The organism is Lentzea sp. NPDC051213 (assembly GCF_044455585.1).
Lineage (GTDB): Bacteria > Actinomycetota > Actinomycetes > Mycobacteriales > Pseudonocardiaceae > Lentzea.
The window spans coordinates 682,780-707,004 of sequence record NZ_JBITEX010000004.1 but is presented as its reverse complement, the minus strand read 5'-3'; the positions used below and the strand labels follow the sequence as shown (position 1 = coordinate 707,004).

Annotated in this window: 19 protein-coding genes; 10 read left to right on the top strand and 9 right to left on the bottom strand. The window is 62.1% G+C overall.

Annotated elements, in window-relative coordinates:
* Nucleotides 1-13: 13 nt before the first annotated feature.
* Nucleotides 14-844: a hypothetical protein gene (locus ACIA8G_RS21565; protein ID WP_396420401.1), complete on the bottom strand. Its 831-nt coding sequence runs from the start codon at nucleotides 842-844 to the stop codon at nucleotides 14-16.
* Nucleotides 845-1,650: 806 nt separating this feature from the next.
* Here ACIA8G_RS21565 and ACIA8G_RS21560 point away from each other — a divergent pair.
* Together ACIA8G_RS21560 and ACIA8G_RS21555 are read left to right on the top strand one after the other, a co-directional pair.
* Nucleotides 1,651-4,935, top strand: coding sequence for a type ISP restriction/modification enzyme (locus ACIA8G_RS21560; RefSeq protein WP_396420400.1), 3,285 nt, complete (start codon nucleotides 1,651-1,653; stop codon nucleotides 4,933-4,935).
* A 581-nt stretch (nucleotides 4,936-5,516) separates the two neighbouring features.
* Nucleotides 5,517-5,765, top strand: coding sequence for a hypothetical protein (locus ACIA8G_RS21555; RefSeq protein ID WP_396420399.1), 249 nt, complete (start codon nucleotides 5,517-5,519; stop codon nucleotides 5,763-5,765).
* A 45-nt stretch (nucleotides 5,766-5,810) separates the two neighbouring features.
* On the opposite strand, the gene ACIA8G_RS21550 is transcribed toward ACIA8G_RS21555, so the two are convergent.
* The 3 genes from ACIA8G_RS21550 to ACIA8G_RS21540 form a co-directional block, all read right to left on the bottom strand.
* Nucleotides 5,811-6,179, bottom strand: a complete 369-nt coding sequence (locus ACIA8G_RS21550; RefSeq protein WP_396420398.1) for a hypothetical protein — start codon at nucleotides 6,177-6,179, stop codon at nucleotides 5,811-5,813.
* 348 nt (nucleotides 6,180-6,527) lie between these two features.
* Complete coding sequence (locus ACIA8G_RS21545; protein WP_396420397.1) at nucleotides 6,528-7,856, bottom strand: hypothetical protein; 1,329 nt, start codon at nucleotides 7,854-7,856, stop codon at nucleotides 6,528-6,530.
* Between the two features lie 139 nt (nucleotides 7,857-7,995).
* Entirely contained in the window at nucleotides 7,996-8,826 is an 831-nt protein-coding gene (locus ACIA8G_RS21540) for a hypothetical protein (protein ID WP_396420396.1), read from the bottom strand.
* 576 nt (nucleotides 8,827-9,402) lie between these two features.
* On the opposite strand from ACIA8G_RS21540, the gene ACIA8G_RS21535 reads away from it, so the two are divergent.
* Entirely contained in the window at nucleotides 9,403-10,434 is a 1,032-nt protein-coding gene (locus ACIA8G_RS21535; protein ID WP_396420395.1) for a hypothetical protein, read from the top strand.
* 257 nt (nucleotides 10,435-10,691) lie between these two features.
* Nucleotides 10,692-11,783 (top strand): hypothetical protein, encoded by a 1,092-nt coding sequence (locus ACIA8G_RS21530; protein ID WP_396420394.1) that lies wholly within the window; start codon nucleotides 10,692-10,694, stop codon nucleotides 11,781-11,783.
* A gap of 47 nt (nucleotides 11,784-11,830) precedes the next feature.
* Here ACIA8G_RS21530 and ACIA8G_RS21525 read toward each other — a convergent pair whose 3' ends face one another.
* Nucleotides 11,831-12,442, bottom strand: coding sequence for a hypothetical protein (locus ACIA8G_RS21525; protein WP_396420393.1), 612 nt, complete (start codon nucleotides 12,440-12,442; stop codon nucleotides 11,831-11,833).
* Between the two features lie 484 nt (nucleotides 12,443-12,926).
* On the opposite strand from ACIA8G_RS21525, the gene ACIA8G_RS21520 reads away from it, so the two are divergent.
* From ACIA8G_RS21520 to ACIA8G_RS21495, 6 genes are all read left to right on the top strand, one after another.
* Nucleotides 12,927-13,949 (top strand): hypothetical protein, encoded by a 1,023-nt coding sequence (locus ACIA8G_RS21520; RefSeq protein WP_396420392.1) that lies wholly within the window; start codon nucleotides 12,927-12,929, stop codon nucleotides 13,947-13,949.
* Nucleotides 13,950-14,249: 300 nt separating this feature from the next.
* Nucleotides 14,250-15,008 carry a guanylate kinase gene (locus tag ACIA8G_RS21515; protein WP_396420390.1) on the top strand — a complete coding sequence of 253 codons (759 nt, stop codon included), beginning with the start codon at nucleotides 14,250-14,252 and terminating at the stop codon, nucleotides 15,006-15,008.
* A 118-nt stretch (nucleotides 15,009-15,126) separates the two neighbouring features.
* A complete protein-coding gene (locus tag ACIA8G_RS21510; protein ID WP_396420389.1) occupies nucleotides 15,127-15,741 on the top strand; it encodes a hypothetical protein in 615 nt (204 codons plus the stop codon).
* Nucleotides 15,738-16,415, top strand: a complete 678-nt coding sequence (locus ACIA8G_RS21505; protein WP_396420388.1) for a hypothetical protein — start codon at nucleotides 15,738-15,740, stop codon at nucleotides 16,413-16,415. The genes ACIA8G_RS21510 and ACIA8G_RS21505 overlap by 4 nt, the downstream gene beginning before the upstream one ends.
* A 6-nt stretch (nucleotides 16,416-16,421) precedes the next feature.
* Complete coding sequence (locus ACIA8G_RS21500) at nucleotides 16,422-17,876, top strand: hypothetical protein (protein ID WP_396420387.1); 1,455 nt, start codon at nucleotides 16,422-16,424, stop codon at nucleotides 17,874-17,876.
* Between the two features lie 100 nt (nucleotides 17,877-17,976).
* A complete protein-coding gene (locus tag ACIA8G_RS21495) occupies nucleotides 17,977-18,966 on the top strand; it encodes a TauD/TfdA family dioxygenase (protein WP_396420386.1) in 990 nt (329 codons plus the stop codon).
* A 139-nt stretch (nucleotides 18,967-19,105) separates the two neighbouring features.
* Here ACIA8G_RS21495 and ACIA8G_RS21490 read toward each other — a convergent pair whose 3' ends face one another.
* From ACIA8G_RS21490 to ACIA8G_RS21475, 4 genes are all read right to left on the bottom strand, one after another.
* Complete coding sequence (locus ACIA8G_RS21490) at nucleotides 19,106-19,735, bottom strand: hypothetical protein (protein ID WP_396420384.1); 630 nt, start codon at nucleotides 19,733-19,735, stop codon at nucleotides 19,106-19,108.
* 577 nt (nucleotides 19,736-20,312) lie between these two features.
* On the bottom strand, nucleotides 20,313-21,683 hold the full coding sequence (locus ACIA8G_RS21485) for a hypothetical protein (RefSeq protein WP_396420383.1): 1,371 nt from the start codon (nucleotides 21,681-21,683) through the stop codon (nucleotides 20,313-20,315).
* A 27-nt stretch (nucleotides 21,684-21,710) separates the two neighbouring features.
* Nucleotides 21,711-23,444, bottom strand: a complete 1,734-nt coding sequence (locus ACIA8G_RS21480) for a hypothetical protein (protein WP_396420382.1) — start codon at nucleotides 23,442-23,444, stop codon at nucleotides 21,711-21,713.
* Nucleotides 23,441-24,205 (bottom strand): hypothetical protein, encoded by a 765-nt coding sequence (locus ACIA8G_RS21475; protein WP_396420380.1) that lies wholly within the window; start codon nucleotides 24,203-24,205, stop codon nucleotides 23,441-23,443. The genes ACIA8G_RS21480 and ACIA8G_RS21475 overlap by 4 nt, the downstream gene beginning before the upstream one ends.
* Nucleotides 24,206-24,225 lie beyond the last annotated feature (20 nt).

The window sequence follows — 24,225 nt, the reverse complement described above, 5'->3', positions numbered from 1 at the left end:
GGAGCAATCGGCCTCAGCAATGCAGCATGGCGAGCAGACGCTGGGCCTCCGAACTTGCCGGTTCGAGCAGAGGATCGTTGTAGCCAGCGGGGGGTGCAAGGATCTCGCAGCAGAAGTACAAGCTCACCAGCTGCCCGGAACGGCTGCTCAGATCAGCGGCACGTTCAGATCTGACACGATCGGCCAACTGCGGCACGGCCAAGGAGTTGGTCCACAGCATGGCTGCGTCGAGGCCTCGCGGTGCCCTGCCCCAGTCTTCCCAGTCAAGCAACCAGAACTCCGGAGCCGTGACGTTCGCCCAACTGAGGTCGGCGTGGGCGACCGTCCACTCGTCGAGGATTGTGTCCGCCAATTCAGGAAACACCCGCGCGATGCCGGCACTCAGCCGCGTTTGCGTCATCGGGATCGTATGCAGAGTTGCGACCCTCGAGGTGTGCGCAGTCGATAACGCGTCGAGGGACGTGTTCAACCTCGCCCACCATGCGGTCGGCAGGTTCGGGTCCACGGTGAGGGTGCCGCCGGACTTGATCGGCGTGGCCGTGACGAGATCGGTCTCGTCGACGCGCCATATGAGTTCTCGCTGGGCGTCGTTCCACGCGATGCCAGCGTGCCAAGTGGGTTTGGCGATTCCGGTGAGCTCGGCTGTTGCTGCCACGCCGTTGCCCTGACCGTGCAACTTGTCAGGTGGGCGAGCCTCGATGCGGATCCATGTGCTGCGGTCCGTGGGCGCGCCGATCGAACGACGCTTGCGGACGCACCTGGTCCGATCAAGGCTGACCCGGAGCGTGGTTTCCACACGTTGCAGCACGTCCTCGTGTGGATGAGAGCGCAGGTCGATTGTCACTGCTGCTGGCCCCCGAGCGACATCGGCACGAAGACCTGGTCAACACAAGCCGATGTTGCTGCCGAGTTGGGGATCGTCCTCACCCGTTTCATCGTTGAGATGCTGGCAGACCAGCGACTTCTGGGGTGCCGACGACACTCCAATCGCCCCACGATGGCGGCCAGGTCGTTCGACGAGTCGGCCGGCGCTCGCAATGGCCATCCAGTGTCTCGACTGACTGTGAGGGGCCGTGGACGCCAGCCTTCGGTCGGCCCGTGGCACCCGCGATGGAGCCGCGCGTTGCGAATGGGATGTGCGAGTCGATCGGCTGCGCGCACGATGCAGACCACCGGGCTGATCATCGCTGCGGTGGGCCTCGACCTGCCCGTCGACGAGCATCTCGATCTGAGTTGGTCCGGGGAGATAGGCAGCATCGAGCACTACTGCGCAGCGTCAACAGCCCCGTCTGGGCCTCTGCACACGTGGGACCTCCACCTCGTCCCACTGGAACACGCCGGGGTTGTGAAGCGGGAAGGTGACCGCAGGCAGTGGCCTGGGATCGCACGGTTCTCTCATCGGGCCGCAGGCCACCAGGTCGGCGCCAAGCTCTACATGGTGTGCAAGATCGACATGGTCATCGAGGGCCGGGGCGTCAATGCCATCGCAGTCGGACACAATCATCTGGACTGTCTCCGCACCGTTGATCCACTACCGTTGCGAAGAAGCGAGGGGAGCGCGGCGTGCCACACGATGTACCGAGGTCACAGGATGCTTCAGGAACAGCCGGGCCTGCCATACGCGATTTGCCGGGTACCGTGGAAGCCGCTGTGGCAGTCGCGGTATCGCGATTCGGTGCCGAGGTGCAGCCGAAGCTCGGTGGTTCTGGCCAACCTGAAGACCAGATGCGCGGGCCGCTGGAAACATTGCTCAAGTCGGTGGCTCGCAGCCTTGGCCTGGAGCTCAACCCGGTCGGCGAGACGAGCCTGTCCGAGTTAAGGGTGAGGGCCGACTATGCAATCGAGGTCGACGGTGCTCTGGTCGGCTATGTAGAGGTGAAGGCACCCGGCAAGGGCGTGGACCCACAACGCTGGGGCGCGAAGAGCCATGATCGCCTGCAGTGGGAGAAGCTCCGCGGCCTGCCCAACGTGCTCTACACGGACGGCAACGAGTGGGCGTTGTACCGGCGAGGCGAACGGCTCGGCGATGTTGTGCAGCTCGCAGGAAACGTCAGAACCCACGGTGACAGGCTCGGCACCGATGGGCCTGGTCTTGCCAGCATCCTCGACTCGTTCCTGAGATGGGAGCCGATCCCTCCGCGCACGCTGAAGCAGCTTGTCAACAGCGTTGCAGGGTTGTGTCGTCTGTTGCGCGAGGAAGTTGCCGAAGCGCTTCGGGCCGAGCGCCAGGACGGTGGTCCTTTTACTCGGCTCGCCGCTGACTGGCGGGAGCTGCTCTTCCCAGAAGCCGACGACGCGCAATTCGCCGACGGGTATGCCCAAACGGTCACCTTCGCACTCCTGCTCGCAAGGGTCGAGCGGATCGATTTCGCGGGACAACCGATGGGTGAGATTGCTCGACAGCTCGGCCGAGGTCACTCGCTGATGGGGAAGGCACTCGACGTTCTGACCGACGATAGTCTCGGCACTCTGACCCGCACGATCGACACGTTGCTTCGAGTAGTTGGGGCGGTCGACTGGGGTCGATTCGAAGGTGGCCGAAAGGACCCTTATCTTCACCTGTACGAAGACTTCCTGGAAGTATACGACCCTGAACTGCGAAAGCAGACCGGCTCCTATTACACTCCGGTCGAAGTCGTCGAGAACATGGTTCGACTCGTCGACGGCTTGCTCAAGAACGGATTGGGTCAACCGCTCGGATTCGCATCCGATGAAGTCGTCGTTGTCGACCCGGCGATGGGCACCGGGACATACCTGCTCAATGTGATCGAGCAAGCCGCTGAGGCGATCATGGAGGAAGAGGGAAGCGGCGCAGTTCCCGCGCGACTCCGTCGCATGGCATCCCGTGTGATCGGGTTCGAGCGGCAGGCGGGCCCGTACGCGGTAGCAGAAATGCGCAGCTATGAGGCACTTCGGCGTCGTCACACCGAAGCTCCCGCCGACGGACTGCGCCTCTACGTGGCCGACACACTGGACAATCCGGACGCCGAACACGCACACATGTACGCCGGGCTCGAACCCATCGCCAGATCACGTCGTGCAGCCAACAAGGTCAAGCGGGATGAGCCGGTCATGGTTGTCATCGGGAACCCGCCATATCGCGACAAGGCAAAAGGGCTCGGCGGATGGATCGAAGCTGGCAATGGCGGGATGGGAGAGCTGCCCCCGATAGACGCATTTCGGGCTGAAGGTAACGGCAAATATGAATACGTGCTAAGTAATCTGTACGTATACTTCTGGCGCTGGGCTACCTGGAAAGTCTTCGATCACCATGCCGATGCCCCAGCGGGAGTGGTTGCTTTTATCACGCCGAGTGGTTTCACGACCGGTCCGGGGTTTGCGGGAATGCGCGAATATCTGCGCCGCGCTGCCGACGAAGGCTGGATCATCGACCTCACGCCAGAAGGTCACCAGCCCGACGTGGCCACCCGGATCTTCCCTCACGTGCAGCAACCCCTCTGTATCGCCATCTTGGTGCGCTATGGCAATGGTGACTCGGACATCCCTGCCAAGATTCACCATACGCGACTCAAAGGCTCCCGCAGAATCAAGTTCGAGCAGCTCGCCACGCTCGATCTAGGCGGAGAAGAATGGCTGGACTGTGGTGATTCTTGGCGCGAGCCATTCACTCCGGCAGGCGGAGCCGAATGGGCGGCCTATCCGCCGTTGGCTGATCTCCTGCCGTGGGTATCGCCAGGTGTCAAGACAGAACGAGCTTGGGTCATCGACCCGGATGCTGCCACTCTTCAGCACCGCTGGCGCAGATTGGTTGCGGACCCGAACGTCAGCGTACGCAATGAACTGTTGAAGACAAGCCGCAATCGAACCGTGCACAGTCGGCCCGAGTATCTGCCGCAGACGGGCGACCCATCAACCCGAATGCCGCCTCTCTCTGATGAGCCGGTCGACGCTGCGTCGCCCGAGGTTGTCCGCTATGGTCTTCGATCTTTCGATCGCCAGTATCTGCTGGCCGATCATCGTCTTATGTATCCGGCGCGACCTGATCTCTGGGCAGTGAACTCTCCAAGCCAAATGTATGTCGCCGAACAGCACGCACAGCCGATCGAGTCTGGCCCGGCCCTGACCTTTAGCAGTCTGCTGCCGGACATGCATTTCTTCAACGGGCGCGGCGGTCGCGTAATGCCTCTTTATCGGGATGCTCTTGGGGGTGCCCCCAATCTTGCTCCCGGCTTGGCAGATCACATCGCCTCTGTTCTCGGTGTCGATACAAACGTCGAAGACATTGCGGCATATGCGGCTGCGGTCGTTGCCCATCCGGCATTTACTCAACGGTTCCGTGACGAGTTGAGCGTTCCGGGTGTGCGGATCCCCTTCACTGCGAACCGTGACCTGTATGACGAGGCGGTTGAGATTGGCCGAGAGATAATATGGCTGCACACGTATGGGGAACGGTGCGTCGATGCTTCCTCGGGTCGCCCGTCCGGGCCACCGCGGACCGTGTCAGAGCAGAGGGCAAAAGTTGTCGTGGCGATTCCCCATGACGAAGAGAACATGCCAAACGAGATCAAGTATGACCAGGGTTCGAATACCCTACTGGTTGGCGACGGGGAGATTAGTCCGGTATCGAACGCTGTCTGGGATTATGAAGTCTCAGGAATGAGGGTCGTACGAAAATGGTTCGGATATCGCAAGAAGATCTCAGCAGGGCGACGGTCCAGTGCGCTCGACGAAATTCGCCCGCGTTCGTGGACGTCGGCAATGACAAGCGAACTGCTGAATCTGCTGAACGTTCTCGAGAGGCTAGTATCTCTGGAATCGGCGCAAGCGGATTTGCTTGATCGAGTGCTTGGTGGGCCTCAGGTTACGGTAGCGGACCTCACTCGGGCGAGCGTCTTTCCGGTCAGTGAAGAGAGTCGAAAGTCGCCGAGCAATGCGACGCTCCTCGACGAAGGGGGTCAGTTGACCGTCTTTTAGTATCTCGTTCATTGCGATACGTATTTCGGTCGCCGCGTCGGAACCATCAACGATGGGCGCTGGGCGAGCTGGAATGGGACCGGCTGCTCCGCGGGCGTCCCCAGCGCCTCCACTTACTGAGGCTATCTTCGGGGCCACGGCAACGAGTGGATCGCCCACTACTACGGGCCGATTCTCGCCGAAGACGTCGCGTCGGCGCTCATCGACGATCGCATCGGCATCGCCGGTGCCCAACTGGCTGAATGCCATGACGGCACGATGCGTGTCCAACTCGGCTTGGCGATGCTGGGCATCAGCAACTACACCGCCCTGCGAGCGCGTCGGTCGGCTTCGTCGACGGCACTCGCGAACACGGCGAGACCGTCAGCCGCCCTAGCGGGTCGCGCGGTTTGCCTGTCCTCGGGGCGAGGTCGTACAGTTCGCCTCGCCTTGAGGACAGGCACTGGTGGCTTGGATACCCGGAAGCAACCAAGCGGACGCCCAGAGGGTGCGATGCCCAGTCCTTGTTCGCGCCGTGGTCTGCCATGCCGTTCGCCTTCAGTGGTCACAGTCCGGGATGTGCGCCACAGGATGAGGACGACATGCCGCACACCACCGACAAGCTCCACTTCGCGCACTGCGTCGACCTGCTCGGCGGTCCACAGCACCTGCACGCCGCGAATCGGGTCAACGGCCGCCGTGTTCTGGATACTGTCCAGCCTGGACAGCAATGCTTTCAAGCCTTGTTGTTTGGTTGCTTCAACAGCGCCCATCGGCAACACCCCTGGGACAGCCCGAGCGGCCGGAGCATGCACGAGCTGCACTCGTATCTTGGCTGGATCTCACCGTAGCCAGACCGGTTGATCATCCAGTGCACGGTGGCTGCCCGCGTCGCGTCATACTTGCTTCCGCACAGCCGAATCTTCGCCGACGGCGCATTCGAACACGCCGGGATCCCAGGCCTGCGTATCAGCGGCTTCAAGCACAGAACCATCATGCTTGTGCACGTTCCAACCAACGGTGCGCTGGAACTGGTTGACTGCCGACCTCACACAGGAAAGACCCTCCGGCGCGATCTGGGGCTCGAACTCCAGCGCCACCACGCGGGCCATGAGCGCAACGGAGGCGCGATCGCGCTGTGGGACGAAGACCGGCTTGACCCCATCGAGGAAGCAGTCGCCGACTCCTGGCGCATCCGACCCGCCACCGTTCTCCTGAGCGCACTGATGGCACGCAACGCCTTGTTCTGGCGCCGCAGCGAACACGACACCAGAGTCCGCGCACCACGACGCAGCAACTCCGCTGCACGCGTGGAATGGAAGCGCGGATACTCCGGGGACGAGATAGGTGAACTGCTGACCGGGCCCGCAGTGGGGATTCCGAGCGCGATCTGCTCTCCGGCTGAGACATACATCGACCCGGTCATGTTGCGGTTCGGCGCCGCACAGATCGAACTCGAAGGTCCGCCGGCCCCGCGCCTACGCCTGCGTCCGCGCGTTCGGGGCGAGGCACACCCGGCTGTAGGCGCTGGCACGGGGAGCTGAACGCGACCGCAGAATTGCGGGTCGATTTCGGTCGAGTCAAGCCAGACCCACGTCTGATTCGACGATCGCCTACAGGTGGCCGGACACCGTCGTGCGGATTGCGCCCCAGTTCTCGGTGCGCCACCAGTCGAACAGATCGAGAGTCGAGATGACCGGCAGCGTGAGCGATGCGATGAACTCCGGACGGCGGTAGACCTGACGGGTTCGTTGGTTCGGCGGAACCCGCAGCTCGTGGTTGACGATCAAGGCTCCTCCCTCGACCGGCTGGCTGGGACGCAGTGCACCCCAGGTGTCCAGGTGCTTCCTGAGGTCGAAGATCAGCGACTCGCTGGCGTTCCGGCCTGCCGATTTCACTTCGATCAGGTGGCGGCGGGAATCGAGCGTCACGAGGAGGTCGGCCGAGATGGTCGCGCCGAGCATGGCGTCGAGGTCGTTCACGGCGAAGCCGGCTGCGGTCAGGACTTCCGCTACGGCTTGTACGAGGATGTCACTGGTGCCGTACAGCAGGCCTTCTCGCATGGCGTCGGCTGTGGTCTTGGCTTTCGCCAGAGCGTTCTCCAGGTGTGTCCGGTCCTCGGCGTACCGGCTCTCCATTTCGGCCAGCGCCTCACGGATCTGGCTCTCCGCTGCGGTTTCCAGGCTCGGGTCCACTGCCGAAGCGAGCCTGAAGCGGGAGGCCGCGCTGGGGATTTGGGTGGGAATGGCGTAGTGGACGAGCCAGTCAAGGAGGGTGTTCCAGTCGGTGCCGTCGGGTACGAGATACCAGCGCAGGCGCTCGTCCGGGGACATCCAGACGGCGACGACGGGTTCGCCCAATGGGTCGAGCAGGATAGGTCGCAGCTCGCCCCGTGGAACGTTGCGGTTGGTGCCGTCTTCCTGCAGGTGGAGTGTCCACCACGGCGACCCGGTTCGACGGTTGAGGAGCCTGAGCCCGAGGTCGCGGTCGGCGCTGCTGAGGTCACCGGCCAACGTTGGCTGCGTACCCTCCGGGAGGCGCTTGACGGCTATGTGCGAGTCCTGGTCGGGCAGGCGGGCGAAAGCGTCGTAGCCGGATGGCGACCGCAGTTCGTCTGGGACGACGGAGCCGATCACCTCGACGAACAGGACGGTTTCGCCGCGGGCGGCGGCGCCGGCCAGCAGTCGGCGCTGTTCGGAAGCGCCCGCGTTGAAGTTCGGCTGAAGTGCGGCGACACAGTCGGACGTCTCGTGTTGGAGCCACCGAGGTTCCAAGCCGAGCTGTTCCCAGTTGACCTCGACTCTCGACAGCGAGGATTGCCTAATCCCGTGCTGGGGCTTTTCGACCGAGGTCTGGTGGGATGAGCTGCCCAGAAATGTAAGTGGCTTGGGGCGTGCCCCAGGGGCGCGGAGGCCGACATGGACGGGAAGCCGAACGGGCATCGAATGATGATATGCGGCAACCCATTCAAACGAGCTGGCAGGCGCTCACAAGTGTGTCGCTGCGACGCCAACGCGCTCAGACTGCGACGAGGATGTTCCGTGCCGTCAGTACTCGGAATGTTGGCACAGCCTGGCTTCACTAGTCGCTGTAGTCACCCTCAAGTCCGTCAACGACGCCCGCCTCGTGGGCGAGCCATCGTGCGCGCTCGCGCTTCAAGTCCGAGAGCTCCACCTTGGCGAGGGTCAGGTCAAGGCTTGTCAGCGGGAAGCTCCAGTGTTCGAGGACGCAACGTACGGCCTCGCGATCTTCTGCGGTGGAGTACTGGCGGCCGTTGGCGGCCAGCGTCTCGATGACGGCGACGTTAAGAGGCTGGAGGTTCGACCAGTGCATGGTGTCGTCCACGGCTATTCCGTCCCAGACGTCGCGGGTAGCGGCGAGTCCCTCTTCGGTGAGGAGACCGATGCGGTGCATCGAGGCCACAAGCCGGACCACCGTGCTCTGCGGGGCCGGAAAGTCGAAGGGTGCGTCGAGTTCCGCCGCCCGGTCGGCCGGACCGGTCCAGCGGCGATCGCCATCCTCGTCCTCGATGTAGTCGACGTAGAGCCGTTCCTCGCGACTGGTCGACACCTCGTTGCCGAAGATCCAATCCACCTCCATCGGCCCGTCCAAGTAGTACTGCTGTCGCAAGTGGTCGAGATATTGGCGGACTTCGGCGAGGTCGGCAGGCGAGCCGTCGTAGGCCCGTATGTAAAGGCCGCGAGCGAGGTGTGCGTAGAAGTTCCGCAGGCACGCCTTCACAGCGGCGTGGTCCTTCCAACCAGCGCGGGCAAGATCTAGGAGGATCATCACCTTCGCTGCCTCCTCTTCCGCAAAGCACCGCAGCACCGCAGCACCGCGGTCGCGTCGGGAGGCGCCGAGCGTGCCGGCGTCGAGGTCGAGCATGGCCACGTTGTCGGCCAACAGCTCCATACCCTCACTGAGCACAGAGAAGCGTCGGCCGTCGGGTACCTGGGTGATCGCTTTGAGGCGCCGGGGATCCATACCCCATGGTCACGCACTGGCCCGACGGATCGAAACGATAATTACTCCGGACTCCCTGCTCGATCATGCCGCTGGGCTGGCGGGCCGGACGGCTACCGACGGCCGTGCGTTCGAACGCTCAGGGGTGCTGGGCAGGCGCGGATACGGGCACACGTGTTGCGGCGAGGCGGTCGAGGCCAAGCCGGCAGGAGGCTGGTCACGGGCCCCGGCGTGTGCGTGTACAGCTACCGGCACGACTCGACCCTGCGCACATGCTGCTGGCGAATTGCTGCATGAGAGGAGCTACGGCCTTGGGCTGCTCACCGACGACGAGCATGTTGCTGGGGTGGAACTGTCGGGGGTCCTGGCTACGGTCGTCCCGTGAGCCTCACGCAGGGATTGGGATCGCCGCGAACGCCGCTGCGGCGGTTCCTGGACCGGGAGCTGTCGGCAGGGTCCCGACCGCTGCGAGCGACTTTCCGTGCCCGGCTCCCGGCCAGCCGTCTCGTGCTACCGGGAGAAGGAGTGGGATTCGAGGCTGGCACCGTCGGCACCGCGATCGATCAGCGACTCCGACTCGCGTTCAGTGCCGCAGCCCCGGTCGACGCCGCGACAGCTCTTGGGGTCGCGCACTGCCGAGCTGTCGTGTCGGAACCTGGGCCGTTTCGCCGTGATCACTGGAAAGCCCTCGCCAAAGTCGGGCAACAGCTCCTGGCCGCCATCAAGGTCACCGTCGCTGACCTGGACCTGGACGCGCGCGGTGAGCCGATGCTGCGGTCCGACGAGGACGAGCAGCGCCTGGCGCGCATGCTGCTGGCCGCGGCCTGGTACGCGCTGAGCTATCGCGTGCCGATCGCGTTCATCGACACCCCGTTGTTTCAAGCGGCGATCCAGCACCCCCGCAGGTTCACCCTGAAGTCCCTGTTGGAAGTGCCGCACCGAGACCTCGTCGCTGACGTGCAGGCCCAGTTGGACCTCGCCGAGGCCAGCCCACTGGCAGCGCTACGCGCCCGATCGACTTCAGGACGATGCTCACCCGGACCGGTATTCGACGGCAGCGCGGACGTGACCGCGGATGCCGACCTCATCGTCGATGGCGTCCTGATCGACTTCAAGAGCACCCGCCGAGTCCACGACTTCCCGCTGGTCACCATGCACCAGCTGCTCGGGTACGTCCTGATGGACTACAGCGACCAGTACGAGATCGACGAGGTCGGGATGTACCTCACCCGTGCCGGGGCGCTGGTGACCTGGCCGCTGGAGGACTACCTCGCGCTGCTCGGTACCCGCCGCCGCGATCTCGGTGAACTTCGCACGGCGTTCGCCGCGCTGCTCGGCTACCGCGGTTGCCGGGCCGACAACGACCCGTTGCCGGAACAGCAGTTCGGCGTCGACCAGCTCCTGGTCGATCTGGCTCCGGTCATCCCTGACGAGTGCTGCCGTGTCTGCGGTGTTCCTCTGGCTCAGAACATGTTTCGCAGCAACGCTCGGAAGTACTGTTCGAGGTTCTGCAGCGGTCGTGCCCACACGTTGCGCAGACATGGCTGGCTGGACTGACTGTCCTCCCGGACGGTGGACGAGCGTCGTTGGCGCGGCCACCGCAGGTACGCCGTGCAGGCAGCCCGGCCGGTTGGTCAGGCCTGGAGAACGCGGGCGAAGCCGGGCATGGTGTTGACGTGCCGTTGAGGGCTGTGTTCAGGGGCGGGACCACCATTGATGCGACTCGAGCCGATCTTGGCATTGGGCTGCATTGGTCTGCGGTGTACCGGGTGCGTCCCCGGCCGGACTTGAGCTGTGTTGCCTGCGGCGGCCGGATGCACGCCAAGGTCAGCCCGGCGCCCAATCGGCTGCGGTTCTTCGCACACGACGCCGCTAACCGCGACTGCCCGTGGAATGGGCAGAGCCTCGAGCACTACCTGCTGAAGGCGGAACTGGCCGCCGCCATCAGAGATGCAGGATGGGACGCGATCCTGGAGGCCCCCGGTGACGGGTGGCGGGCCGACGTGCTTGCGGTCAGTCCGGATGGTCATGAGCGGTGGGCGTGGGAAGTTCAACTGTCTGGCCTCAGCGTGGCTGCGGCGCTCGCCCGCACGGAGGTGATGCGCGACAGCGGGGTAGCTGTGTGCTGGCTGACGGACCAGGAGAAGCCTGCCGCGTGGTTCGGCAAGGTCCCAAGCGTCCGAATCCGTGCCGCCGAACGGACAACCGAACTCGACGACAGCGACTCGCTCGTAGACGGGGGAGTCGTGCGATTCGATCAGCGATGGTGCCAGGAGCGTGCTCGCTGCGAGAACCAGCCGAACTGGGCGCAAGACAGCGACGGGCTGCCCTGTCCTGGGCATGGCGAGTGGGAGGATGTCAGCACCATCAGGCTGAACCGTTGGGTGCGGCTGGTGTGCAACGGTCGGGTCGTCACACACCAGCCGCAACTGCCTGTGCCACAGCAGGATCCGCGGCGCGGGACGCTGTGGTGGACCGCACCCGAGTACGTTGAAGCAGAGCTGACTCAGATCACAGCGACGAGGCGACGTGCTGAATCCGAGAAGCGGCTGAATGCTCTGCACCGGCGGCTGACGCGTCGCGAGGCACTGTCCAATTCGGAGGATGCGGCGACACGGGCAGATCGGTTGTATGCGCTCATCAGGCCCGCCGAAACCTTCATCGCCAACAGGACAGGGCACTACCCCGAGATCTCGGAGTGGCGCGGTACAGATCCCCGCTTCGCGATGGGATGGCCGGTCTTCCTGGACGGCAGGCTTTGCGCGGTCATCATGCCGCTACCGGAGCTCCTGCATCGCATCCACTCGCGGACTGCGTGGTTGATCGTGGCCACTGACTCGGAGCGTGATGCGCTTGTCTGCGCGGGAGCTCCGGCTCGACGCGTCGCCGTGGTGCCGCTCGACTGATTCCATCCGGACGCGCGTGATCGCTCCACCAGGCCACGTTCAGTCGATCAGGCTGCATCGTTGAAAATCCTCCGCTGGACCTCAAGGTAGCGACGCAGGTCCACGACGGGAGCGTCCGTCGAAGTCGGGGTCGACTCCGGCGACTCATCCAGATCGATCGAGTTCGCCTGGGCCAGCTGCCGCGTGTAGTCGATGACAACCTGGACCAGGGTCTCGGACTGCTCCGTAGAGAAGTCGACCGTGATGTTGCCGTTCTCGGAGTAGGCCTTAACCGCACCAAGATCGGCGATGAGGCGGTCGATGATCTCGGCATCGAGGCTCTGGTTTCGGACAGCCTCGAGGTAGGCGCGAAGTGAGTCGTTGTAGTTCTTGACGCACTCCGGTAGCGCCCGCTTCCGCTTGCGGACGATCGCGACGGCTGCAGTGGCCGTCCCGACGACAGCCAGCGTGACGAGCCCCGCGATGACGACTGGCTTCTTGAGCATCCAGGCTGCCGCTTCAACCGCATCCTCGTTCGGCTTGGGAGCGGAGATCTCCTTGAGGTGGGTCACGAGGCGTCCAGCGGTGTTACGCACCACGCCGCCGCAGCGGATCAGGTCACCGGTGAGTAGACCCGCCTCAATCTCTGGCGGAATGAAGAAAGTGGGCTGAACAATCACTCGTGGTCCTCGGCTGTGCTCGTGGTGGTGCTACTGAGCCAGATGCTAGTGCTGACCGCCGACAGGCTCGGGTCTCTGACTGCTGCCGTACTGAAGTCTTCGCCAGCACGCACAGCGGGACGGAGAGTGCCCGGGTGATTTCAGTGCCCAGGTCACGGGCCCCGGCTACTGAATCCTCGGTGGCGCCCAGCAGGAGTTTGGGTGTCACGTCCCCGGCATTCGACCCGCCCGCCAGGCAGTCACGCTAAGGCAGTGCCAATAGCGATCATCGAGGTCGATCATCGACTGCGCTGTCCGGGGCATCGCCGCGCACGAGAACGGGTCGCTCAGGGCGGGAAGCGACCGGTACGCCGGCGCTGACACGGGAGCACCTGAACGCCAGACTCAGGACAAGCCTGGACGTGAATTCGGTGGCAGTATCAGGGGTCTCCGAGGACATGCTCGGCATCGGTCGCCGGGTTGCCGTAGCAGGAGGCGCGGTCGGATGGGTGGCAAGGATCGGCGCTCGCCCGGACAGCGCCGTGCGGCGAAAGCGAAGGCACGGCAGCAACGTCTGGCTGAGCAGGAGTCCCGACGCGAGCAACATGCTCGGCTGGTTGTCGAGCGTGCCGGTGATCCCCGATTCGTTCAGCGAGAGCGGCTTCCCGATGGTGGTCGAGTCGTCCGGTGGGATCCAGGCACGGAGCCGGGAACCCAGATCAGCGGTGCACTCCAGCACCAATTGGAGACGTTCCGTGAGAAATTCGGCCGTGAACCTGGGCCGGAAGACCCGATCTTCTTCGATCCGGACGCGGTGGATCCGACGCCGTTGCCAGCCGATTCTCTCTCACGAGAGCTCGACCGGCTGGTAGCGACCGCAGACGAGATCGGAGTGCCTCCTGCACTGATCAAGGCCTTCCGTGCCCTGGGCTATCTCGTTACCGAGGAGAACCGGCACCTGTTCTCGGCGGCCGAGATCGAAGCATGGCGGGAGACCGTCGAGAAGTACTGGGCTGAGGACGAGCCGGACGACGGCGACCTCGGAGTGGAAGAGCTGGTTGAGCTTCTCGGTGTGGAGATCAGTGCGGTTGTCGCCCGCACGCTGATCGAGCCGTCGCCCCAGCACGCCCGTGACTTCGCCGCGCGGGTCATCGAGATGGACGTTGCTTTGGCCGATGCCGATGACCAGGAGGGTGCGCTCGGCTTGTCCGCCGCGTTCGCGGTGGTGGCGCGATGGCTGGCCGGGGTGCGTGAAGAGCGTGCTGAGGAACCCGTGGCGGAAGAGGTCCTCGGCTGGGTTGGGTCTGCACTCGGCCCGGCGTCCGCGGCCCTCTCCAGGAGGGCTGCGGGCATCCTCGGCGCTTCGGAGAGCTCCGACCTGACGGTGCAGGGGCTCACCGACGAGCTGGCGGACGACTTCCTGCCGGCGCTGATCTGGCTCGCGGTGGGCGCCGTCGGCCGCTACGGCGGTGGTGATGTCACCTGGCTGCAGCGGTATGAGGTCGACGCCGACGAAGGTGCCACGTAACCGAGGCACCTGAGGGAGTTCGCCCACGATGCTCGCTCTCACCGGACCAGCTATTTCAACTCCCTGACGATGCGATTGCTAGCGATCGACAGTCTGCCTGCAAGCCCCGCACCGCCAAGCGGAAATTTCATGGCATGTCTGTCCGCATAATTGCGGAACATGCAATTTCGCGAGAACAACGCGTCCTGCTTGCCGAGCCGCTCGTACTTGGTAGCGGCCGACTTGATCAAGACTCCAGAACCAAAGTTGGACCTGTTAACCTCTACATCATAAGGAGCCCGACATGGAACGGGAGCATATGTGGATCACCGGTCTGAGTTAGCCCGTCTGGTTGAATGCTACCGGCCCGATAACGTACGCCCACCCTGGCTTCGTGATCTTGGAATAGTTCTCCTCGTTGGACCCTCAGGTGCGGGAAAGGGGGCGGTGAAAGCAGCGCTAATTCAAACAGGTCGATATCATGAGCTCGTTTCTCACACCACAAGGCCACCACGCCTAAATCAGGGCATTCAGGAACGGCAAGGTGTTGAGTACCATTTCGTCACCTTCGAGGAAATATACCAACTTGCTCGAAGTGGCAAGCTCGTTCAGTTTAAACCTTACGGGCATCATTATTATGGCACCGCTTGGGCTGAACTTCAGAAGGCTGCGACGGAGAAACGGGTCGCGGTAACAGATGTGAACCTTCATGGAGCCAAAGAGTTCACCGGTTTGGGGTTATCGGGGCTTGTCGTTGTGTTTCTGATTCCGCCACGCTTCGCTGAGCTGCTGCGACGCATGACAAATCGCTACGGCGACAAGTCATCGGGCAGCATGTTTGAGATCAATAAACGGCTTGAAATCGCTGTGATCGAGATGAAGGAGATGCTGGCAGGCGGCCGTAACCTGCACATTGTTGTCAACAATGTAGTCACGGCGACGGCGTCCATCATTGACAAAGCGGTGGAGTCCAGAAAGCCCGTGGAAAGTTCACCGGACTCAATGGCGACACTTTATCAATTAATCGCCGATATCGAGCTGTACTTGTCCTCGCGGCACGGGCTTGCCGTAGAACCGTGACACGCCCAGAGATTGAGCATCCCTCGCGGCACCCAGAGGTGCTGATATTCTCATGGGGTCACCAGACGATTCGTCAAAACGTTGACGACCGTCGCCAACTAGTCGACAAGGTCATGTAATGCCGGAAAATGTAAAGCCGCGCTTCGACCGATGGCTCGACACGGCCTCGGGGAAGCGAATCAACCTCGCCCGTCCTTCGGTTGAGTCGGTCGCTATCGAAGACATTGCCGGAGCTCTATCACGTATCTGTCGGTTCGGTGGTCACACTATCGAATTCTACTCGGTGGCACAGCACAGTGTTTTGGTGGCGGAGCTTGTGGCGCGGATCGGCCGGCCAGATCTCGGTCTTCTGGCCCTACATCACGACTCGCATGAAGCGTATCTGGGAGACATGCCCACGCCACTGAAAAAGCGACTGGATGATGTAGGTCAGTACTCCGGCTATGGCGATCTCGTGACCAACATAGACACTGTAATTGGGCAAGCACTTGGTATCCTGCTTCCGGTTAGCGGCGAAGACAAGACAGCGGTGAAGCTGGCTGATCGAATGGCATTCCAGGTCGAGGCGCGGCGATTGCTTCCAAACAACGGGCGATACGCGATAGGCGACGATGACTATACCGCTATGCCGGAAGTGGTCGAATGTCCAGAACCGCTGCCTCCCGTGGACGCCGCCCGACAGTTTCTTTCAACGCATGAACGCCTGGCAGCCCAGATTGCGGTGGTTCTATGACATCTGAGCAGACGACACCTATTGTGACTTTCTCCGGAGGTCGTGATTCATCGTTGGCAGCGTGCCTCGAAGCCAACTCGGGGCGCAACCTGCTACTGCTTACCGCCAAGACCGGTGCAACAATCGACACAGATGTGGTCGCTATACGCGTAGCTGAGATCGCACGGGCATTCCCCGATGTGACTGTTGAGCACTGCTCGATGCATAGCTCCGGGATATTTCGTCGAATAGCAATCGCTGACATCGAGCATGACTTTGCAGTGCACAAGACAAACCTCATTCTGCTAGGTCACCAGATGGCCATTCAGTGTCAGGCGATCGTGCTGGCATTGAAGCGCGACATATCCCGTGTCGTGTCCGGCTTCTCTGCCTACCAAGCGGAGGAGTATATGGAACAGATGCCTGTGGCGATAGAATTCGCTCGTCGACTCTTTGCCAGTTATGGCTTGTCGTTTGAAACTCCAATAGCCCGCTACGAATCACTCGATGACGTCAAGTTTCAACTCCTGGATTTCGGTGTGACTACAAAATCGCTCGAAGCCGTGTCCTTGTTCGCCGACAGCTTTTCGGTGCCTACTGCCGACTCGGTCGTTTCGTACATGGAGTCCAAGTACTCCACCATGGTGGAATACATCAGGTTAATGACAGGTATATTGCCACGTCAAGAGGAGTAAGGGCTCATGCGTCGTCGCGTCTTTCTCCATTTCGTCGATCACGAGATTCTCAAGAGAATGACGGCGGCTCGTGTACCAGTCAGTCAAGTTTGTGAGCGACTGATAAGAATATCGTTGTTGGCATCCCCGGAGCCTCCGCTCTTCCCTATCTCTGCCCACCACGAAGAACCAGCGATCTCTGAACTCTTGCACAGCCTCATGCCGCTGATACAGTGCGATCTATTGCGGATAGCCGGCAACGGCTCAACCCCGCGCGCTAACCTCGACAGAAGACGCGAGCAATTCAATGCAGATCGCGATCTATTCAAGAACCTATTCTCTCCGTCGCAGGACCTGTTGGTGGATGCCTTCCGGTCGTCTTGGGTTGAGAAGCAAGGTAATACGTCTGCCAGCATTCGCATGTGGTGGACTCAAAGTCTAATCGACCCGCAGAGTCTGCTCTCTCAGACCCTGTACCGCGGACTTCCGGTTAGTGATAGACAGCTTGCTCGCTATCTTGAGATACCGTATGTCCTCGAAGCGCGGCCGCTACTGGCAGATGTCGTCGCCGTTGCAGTAAACTCGCTCAACCCCACTGCCGGCGCCATGGCGGAGCTTCGGGAAGACCTAGGGGTTCACCTGACGCGCCAATGGGCAAGTGTTTACGCCGACAAGTTGGACGCTACTGTGTTCCGAGATTTCGGACACTATCTTCCGGAAATGGCGGTCTTTACGCCGAATCATTTCCCGACGTCAAGTATTCGTAAGCTTGAACTTCTGCTGCTGGAGCTCGAACTTCTCTACCCTATCGTGCAACTGCCAATTGTCGTATTGAGTGAGGTTCTTGAGCAACTCCGGGTCGAACGAGAATACGTTGCCGATGAACTTCTGCGTCAGTCAACGCAGAATGTTGACCGGGCTCGCAATACGTTTCGGCGACAGCAGCTCGTCGCAGCATTTCGAAGGCGTCGATCACGGTCTATATTCTGGATGGGGCGGTCGAAGGCCAGAATGACCCGAGGGCAATCGGATGAGACGAGAAGAACGGCAACTAGGCTCGCTCGAGGTCTCGAAAACTACGCCGTTGCAATCGGTATTGTCAATGATAATCGCAATTGGGAGAGGGTAACAGTGGACAGGTCGTTTCATATCTCGCAGGTAACTGGCGATGTTCACGTCGCACAAGATTCTGCGACGATCAACAATGTCACGTTCACCCCTGCGGCCATCGGTGAGAAGATCATGGACGCCTCGAAATCGGAGGGCAGTGCGAAGGAATTTGTCGAGTGGCTCACCCAAAGTGCGGCAGTAGATGACAACGGCATAACTTCTGGTGAGATAGTCAAGAATGTTGACACCGATCAGCTGACCGCCGAGAAGAAGTCGTTGCTCGCTCGCATCGGACAAAGCTTGGCCACTAGTGCCACGCAATCAACGGTAATCGTGGCGGTGGCCGAAGCCATCAAATCGCTGGCGTCATAGATAAAGCGTCGTCGAGATCGGTTCTAATATGAAAGGGTCAAGCTCGTTCGATCGAGAATCAGCAGACTGTTCTGGTAGAGGCTGGATCGCTTCGGATCTAATGAACAGTCGCCATTTATGGCGCATGCAACTTGTAAATGGTGCCGCAGAACAGTTGCTTGCCAGCGCAGATCGCTCGAAGGCCGAAGGTCTTGGGGATTATTCACCGAAACCAGAAGTTCTCACCTCTTCCGCGCTGCAGAAGTTCGCGACTGACGTCCGGGCCTGCCTTCGGTCGACCCAAGGTTTCGTTGTAGTTGAAGACTTTCCTGTCAACCATGATGCGGAAATCACGTCGCGGGCGTATTGGCACCTCGGCCGCGCCTTGGGAGAGCCCGTTTCGCAGAACAGTCGCGGTGATCTGGTGGGGCGCGTCGAGCAGAATCATCGTAGTAAGAACCTGAGGCGCCGCGGCTATGAGAGTTCCGGTGCTTTGGGGTTCCATTCAGACCGTGCCGATGTGGTGACATTGTTGTGTGTTCGGTCTGCTCTGTCTGGCGGACTTACACGCTTATGCTCTGTTCGCAAAATTCATGACATCATGCTGCACGAAAATCCCGAGCTATTAGATGAACTCTACCGTCCGCTGCCGGTTGATCTTCGCGGAGAAAGTTTCGTCGGAACAGCAGACTTTTGTCAAATGCCTGTATTTTCGATGATGCAGGGGCGATTGGTTGGGCGATATAATCGCCGTTTTTTGGAAACGGCGCAACGATATCCGTTGGCTCCGCGGCTGACTGACCGTCAGCTCTTAGCGATGAACGCCCTCGATGAAGTAATGGAACGTCCGAACGTTTCGTTGACAGCTTCTCTATCGCCCGGCGAGGTGCTCGTGATGAACAGCTTCGAGGTTTTTCATGCTCGCTCGTCTTACATCGATGCCGACATTAACGGCGGTCGGTTGCTTCTCAGACTGTGGCTTTCTTCTCAAGATAGTCCAGAGTTGCCGTCATCATTCAAGCATATATTTGGTTCAACCAAGGCTGGTACATATCGTGGAGGAATCTGGCCTGGAGGCCAGCTGCCGGTTGGTTTTGGCAGATTGTTGTAGGGTTTGAGATGTGATAGGAGGACCTCCTGCCGGCGACTCCGTGGTGCAGGAGTAGGGCTGGCTACCACCTGACGACTGTCCTGAGTAGACGAACAGTCAGAGTTGATCATCGTGGTGGACTTGCTTGCCGATGAGCGCATCACAGCGCGACCACGAAGCGGATCATCGTTGTGACCTCCTCACCAAGAGCGACGGTTAGCGCGTAGGTTCCTGTCGCCGCGTCCTGCGGTGCGGCGACGATTACCTTTACCTTCTCGAAGTCGCGTGCGCCGATACTGAGCTGTTCCGGCTCGAACCGAACCGCCGACGCGTCCAACGAGCTGGTCGGGCTGTGTCCGACGTAGTCGAGTTTGACGAGTTGGGGTACGACGTCCGTCATGATGGTCTCGCCGCGATTCTCCACGGACAGTGGCATCCGCAGCGTCGCCCCTGGCGGCAGAGTGGGCAGACCGTTCTGCTCGGCAGTCGTCGGGCCATCGTCGGGTTGAGACTTGGCTGTCTCAGTGTTGTCCCGCAAGGCGGACGTGACCAAACCGGCGATGTTGACCATCGTGGTCAGTCCGTAGTGGATGATTGCGTTCAGCGCTGGTGTGTCCGCGTTCGGCGGCGCGATCAGTCTGTCCCGTTCGGTCATCTCCGCAGTGGTCTTCACCAGCCCAGTGACGATGTTGAGCGCGGAGTTGACGATGCCTGCGACGTCAGTTGCCAATGCATCGGCTTCAGGAGCGTCAGCGACGCCGGCCGAAGTCTTGTCGGACTCCTCAGTCATTGGCCGCTGCCTTGCTGGCGCAATTGTGCGGTGGGCATTTGCACCCTGGTAGCACCAGGTGGACAGGGCTCCTCACACGGCTCTGGCGTCGCCGTGGTGGCGCCCCGTACGCGAATGCCCAACAGATCACGATCACCGATCCTCAACGAGATCGTGTAGTCGCTCTCGACCGTCCAGGTGTTGCAGAACCGCACCTGCAGCGGGGTCCGCATCTGCAAGGCGTGATGCAGCGGGGCATGCAGAGCGGTGTCGACCTCGAGCGTGTGCTGTAGCGGCCGCACGTCAAGGGTCTGATGGTGGTCACCTTCGAAGCGGTGGGTGACTGCGACAGGAAGGGGCGCGTCTGCGTTGCCTGCCACCTCGATACGGCACGGGGAATCGGTGTCCCAGCACACCATGTGCACCAAGGGGTGGCCGTCAGAGGTTTCATGCACGACGCGACCCGTGTGTTCGTGGGTCAGAGGGACGCCTGCGGCTCCTCGTATCGCCACTGCCCCGTGGTCTACGCGGAGCCGTTCGTCATCTGGTTGGGTAAGGATCACGGTCCTTGAGTCATCGGCCATGCTCAACTTCCTTCTCAACGCAACCGGTACACGTCGAAATCGAATGCCTGATCACAGGTCCATTCCTCGATCTCCACCACGATCTCGTGGTCGCCGTCGAGGCATGCATGTCCGAGGAGCACGGTTCTGTCTGGCTCAGAGTCGAGCAGGCACAAGGGTTTGCCGTCGACGAGTATCCGTGCCGGTACCTCGACCGCGAGCTGTAGCCGGTACACCCCGTGGTTGAAACATCCCCGGCCTCGCCAACGCGCGGGATAGGGAATGCGAAGATCGCGCAAGGTCTGCAGGCTGAGGTCGCTACTGGGTACCCCAGGGGTGCAGCCGACCACCGCGTCAGGTCCATGGTCGAGCAGGGAACGGTCGATCTCGATCCACACCGGTCTGCTTGCTGACGCAAGTGGTGCGAGTAACTCGACCCCCAGGACGATCAGGGTGCTGGCTCGTCGTTCTTGGTCAGGCTCGATGCCATCGTTGTTGCCCGAGTCCAGTTCCACCGCCCGTGTCCGTACCCGGACATTGTCGCGTAGCCCGGCCTCCAACAGCTGGTAGGCGTTGGATCCCTTCGGTACCAGCAAAGAGAGCTCTGTGGGGCTGAACCTCGTCGCGCCGACGGTGCCGCCGGTACCGGTGAATGCAGGTGCGGTGGTCAGTCGGACCGTCGCCAGGCTGCCCGCTGGTACCCCGGTCGACGGTAGGGTGCCCAGGGCTTCGACGAATCCGTCGACGTCCTGAGCTGCCTCGCCACCGAAGTTCTCGTCCTCCGCCTCCACATGGACTATAAGGATTCGGTTGGACTCGGCCACCGCGAAAAGCGCGTCCTCGTCGCCCTCCGCACGTACATCGTCGCGCTCATCGCCGCCGTGATCCAGCACGATGAACCGCACGACTCTGCCTGCATGGTGTGCGTCACGGACGATATCGAGCTGGGCGAGGGCTACACCGCGTTCAGGAACCTGCAGACTCAACACCAACTGGACGGCCTCGAGCTCGGTGGACAGCACCGTGATCACGGCGCCATCGGTGCCTTCTCCTCCTGCGGTGGTGCGATTCACCGCGCCGACGAGCACGCCGAGGACCAGGCCGATGACGTGGCGGATCCGACCGGTCGGCGGGCTCAGGTCGTCACGGGTCAGTCGGGTGACCGTTTCCACGACGTTGCCGCGTTCGTCGTGCTCGAGGAACTCCACCTCGACCGGTTCTGCCCGGTTCATCGCGTCCCTGAGCAGCGCGACTGCGCAGAGTCGCTCGTTGAATCGCTCCGGATCCGCGTCCAGATCTTCGACAGCGACCGTTGTGAGCCCGGCGTGGTCATCGACGATATCGGCTCGAACCAGACCTGCCCGACTCAGCTCGATCTGCTGAACGAATCCGCGGATCGTGGCCATCTGGATGCCTCCTGTCGTGTGTGGCGTTCATGGCCGAGGCAGGTCGTGGTCCGCGGCTCGGTCTTCGAAGCTCTCTCCCAGACGCCGGATCTTCGCTTGGGCCGGAAAGACGAACCCCTCTGCCGAGACACGCAGGTCTGTCACGCACGTCGAGATCTCGGCAATGCCGTTGACCACCGGTGGGAAGGCTTCGACGTGTCGGGCCTGTCGCTCACCGATCTCCTTGACCAGTTCCCCACCGACCGCGTCGATCGTGCTCTCCACGATGGCGAGCATGATCCATCCCACGATCGGGATGATCAGGTCGAGGAACACGTCGCAACAGCTCTCGTCGATGTCGAACTCACCAGGCGTGGCCTGGATGGTGAAGGAGCAGCCGCCGTCAGGGTCCTCGCCGGTATGCACGTCCAGGAACAGCGGCCCCGCGAAGAACACATCGGGATCTGGCCAGCAGTCGATGTGCACCTCGGCGGTGCCGCTGACCCACAGGTGGCCCCGGTCGACCTCGTGCTCACCTGGGTCGGCCGGAACCACCGACAAGGTCTGGAGGGTGGCGCTGCCTTCCGGTACTTCGATGAGGTGCCCACCGCTACCCAGACCGGGGAATTCGGTGGCGATGGCCTCGGCCACCTGCTCATCGACCTTGGTGCGTCCGACCGCGAGTGCCACTGCGGCGCCGGCGAGAAAGTCGTCGGGCGGGTGGTCGTCAGCGGGGGTTCCTGTGCGCCGGTTGAGCAGCACAGCGAACACCGATCCACCGACGGTGAATCCGATCGGGCTGGTGAGAGGCGCTCCGCTGGCCAACGGCTGCGGGCTGTATATCGGGAATCTGCGGGTCACCAGGTAGTTGGCCACTTCTGCCTGCAACAGAGCCTCGGCACCGGTCTCGTCGAAACCTGGTTCGGTGAGAGTTCCGTACCCGCGGAGGACCCCGTCGATCAACGGCCGCAATTGACTTTCGACGATCCCCTTGGCGGGGTGTGACGAGTCGAAGTCGACTGTGGTCTGCAACGCGGGCAGGGGAGGGACGGAGGTCATGTCCACCGTGATTGTCGCCGAGGTACTGGTTACCTTGCGCCAGAAGGTCGTCCTTCCGTATGCGGCGAAGTTGCCCGCGGCTGGCACGCTGGCGTGCATCGGCGCGACGACCTTCAAGTACCTCTCGTTGCTGTGGGTCTCCAGCGCGACCTGGATCTCCTGCGGGGTCGCCGCGTTCGGCGGATTCAGGCCGGGATCGCGGTTGCCGTCGTACAGGACCAGCGTGCCGCCACCTCGGGAGTAGGTGTGCGGGATTGTCAGATACCTGGCGTGGATGGTTTCGGCGAATCGGCTCGCATCGATGTCGGGCAGCCCATCCAAGGTGACGACGGTGACCGCGTTCGCAGTGATGCCCTCGAACGACAGGCCCAGTACCTCGGTCTCGCCCTCCAGCCAAGCGCTGATCGATGCGGGCACCTCCACCCTGGCCTTCATGGTTATCCGCGACAGCGCGGGGTCGGGCGCGCCCGGTACTTCTGTCCTGATTTCGAAGGGAAAGGAGAACAGCACGTGGTTCGAATTGGGGAAGGACAGTTCGGCGACGTCGGTGTCATCGTCGAGCACCCTTACCCAGACCTTGACCGGTTGCCCGGTGAAGTCCCGCTCGAACGGGCCTATGTTGTGTGGGTAACGGTCTTCGGACTTGAAGGCCAGGTGGAAGATCTGGCGGACCAGGTCGATTCCCAGCTCGGCGCAGTAGTCGAAGTTCGCGGTGAGGCTCATCTCGGTAACTCGGGGAACCGGATTGCCGTGATCCACATGTACAGCGAACTGCGACGATCACCCGCGGCGACAGCCCGGAATCCGTCGGCCGAGTGAACCGGGAAGACACCCTTCATGATCACTCCAAGCTCCAGCAGGTCATGCAGTACCCCGTCGTGGTCTTTGTAGAACCACAACTCCAGCAGCGACAGCGTCTTCGGTATCGCGGCGGACGGCGGCAATTCAGGCGTGCGGGCGGCCAAGTCGAGCCGCCGATAGCTGGGACGCCAGGCATCGACGCCGATCACTGTGCCGCCGTTGAGTCGGCGACCGCGGCGAAGGGGGCGGAGCACGCGGCGGTTTGCCCGTAGCCTTTGTACCGTCTCAGCATTGAGCGGGTCGGCAAAGACCGGCTCCTGCCCGGTGGTGTCCAGCGGTGACACGTTCAGCTTGGTGAACACAGCGGCGGCGAGCCAAGGCGGCTCTGTCGGCTTCGGCGCCTCGCCGAGCAGCTTGGTGAGTTTTCGAGCCAGCTCATCTCGTCGCGAAGCGATCTGTGGCGGATGAGCGATCGCGTGCAAGATGTGCGCAGCCAAGCGTGGAGCGACGTGCACACCGGCCTCGCGCAGCGCGAGCACCGGGTTGACTGCCATCAGGCGGGCCAGTTGTGGACGGGCGGCGAGTAGCCGGGATACCTCGGCTTGCCGCTCGCTGAGGTCCCGGTGGGAGGTCAGACGGATGGGCTCTGCGGGATCGGCGCCCGCACCTGGCTTGGATGCCACTTCATCCCCCTCCACCGAGT

What these genes read in the sequence shown, in the direction of transcription:
- ACIA8G_RS21480 (WP_396420382.1), bottom strand. Translation starts at nt 23,444, where the DNA reads ATGAGCCTCACCGCGAACTTCGACTACTGCGCCGAGCTGGGAATCGAC.
- ACIA8G_RS21540 (WP_396420396.1), bottom strand. Translation starts at nt 8,826, where the DNA reads ATGGAGCTGTTGGCCGACAACGTGGCCATGCTCGACCTCGACGCCGGC.
- ACIA8G_RS21510 (WP_396420389.1), top strand. Translation starts at nt 15,127, where the DNA reads ATGCCGGAAAATGTAAAGCCGCGCTTCGACCGATGGCTCGACACGGCC.
- ACIA8G_RS21505 (WP_396420388.1), top strand. Translation starts at nt 15,738, where the DNA reads ATGACATCTGAGCAGACGACACCTATTGTGACTTTCTCCGGAGGTCGT.
- ACIA8G_RS21530 (WP_396420394.1), top strand. Translation starts at nt 10,692, where the DNA reads ATGCACGCCAAGGTCAGCCCGGCGCCCAATCGGCTGCGGTTCTTCGCA.
- ACIA8G_RS21500 (WP_396420387.1), top strand. Translation starts at nt 16,422, where the DNA reads ATGCGTCGTCGCGTCTTTCTCCATTTCGTCGATCACGAGATTCTCAAG.
- ACIA8G_RS21545 (WP_396420397.1), bottom strand. Translation starts at nt 7,856, where the DNA reads ATGCCCGTTCGGCTTCCCGTCCATGTCGGCCTCCGCGCCCCTGGGGCA.
- ACIA8G_RS21520 (WP_396420392.1), top strand. Translation starts at nt 12,927, where the DNA reads ATGGGTGGCAAGGATCGGCGCTCGCCCGGACAGCGCCGTGCGGCGAAA.
- ACIA8G_RS21555 (WP_396420399.1), top strand. Translation starts at nt 5,517, where the DNA reads ATGCCGCACACCACCGACAAGCTCCACTTCGCGCACTGCGTCGACCTG.
- ACIA8G_RS21495 (WP_396420386.1), top strand. Translation starts at nt 17,977, where the DNA reads ATGAACAGTCGCCATTTATGGCGCATGCAACTTGTAAATGGTGCCGCA.
- ACIA8G_RS21485 (WP_396420383.1), bottom strand. Translation starts at nt 21,683, where the DNA reads ATGGCCACGATCCGCGGATTCGTTCAGCAGATCGAGCTGAGTCGGGCA.
- ACIA8G_RS21490 (WP_396420384.1), bottom strand. Translation starts at nt 19,735, where the DNA reads ATGACTGAGGAGTCCGACAAGACTTCGGCCGGCGTCGCTGACGCTCCT.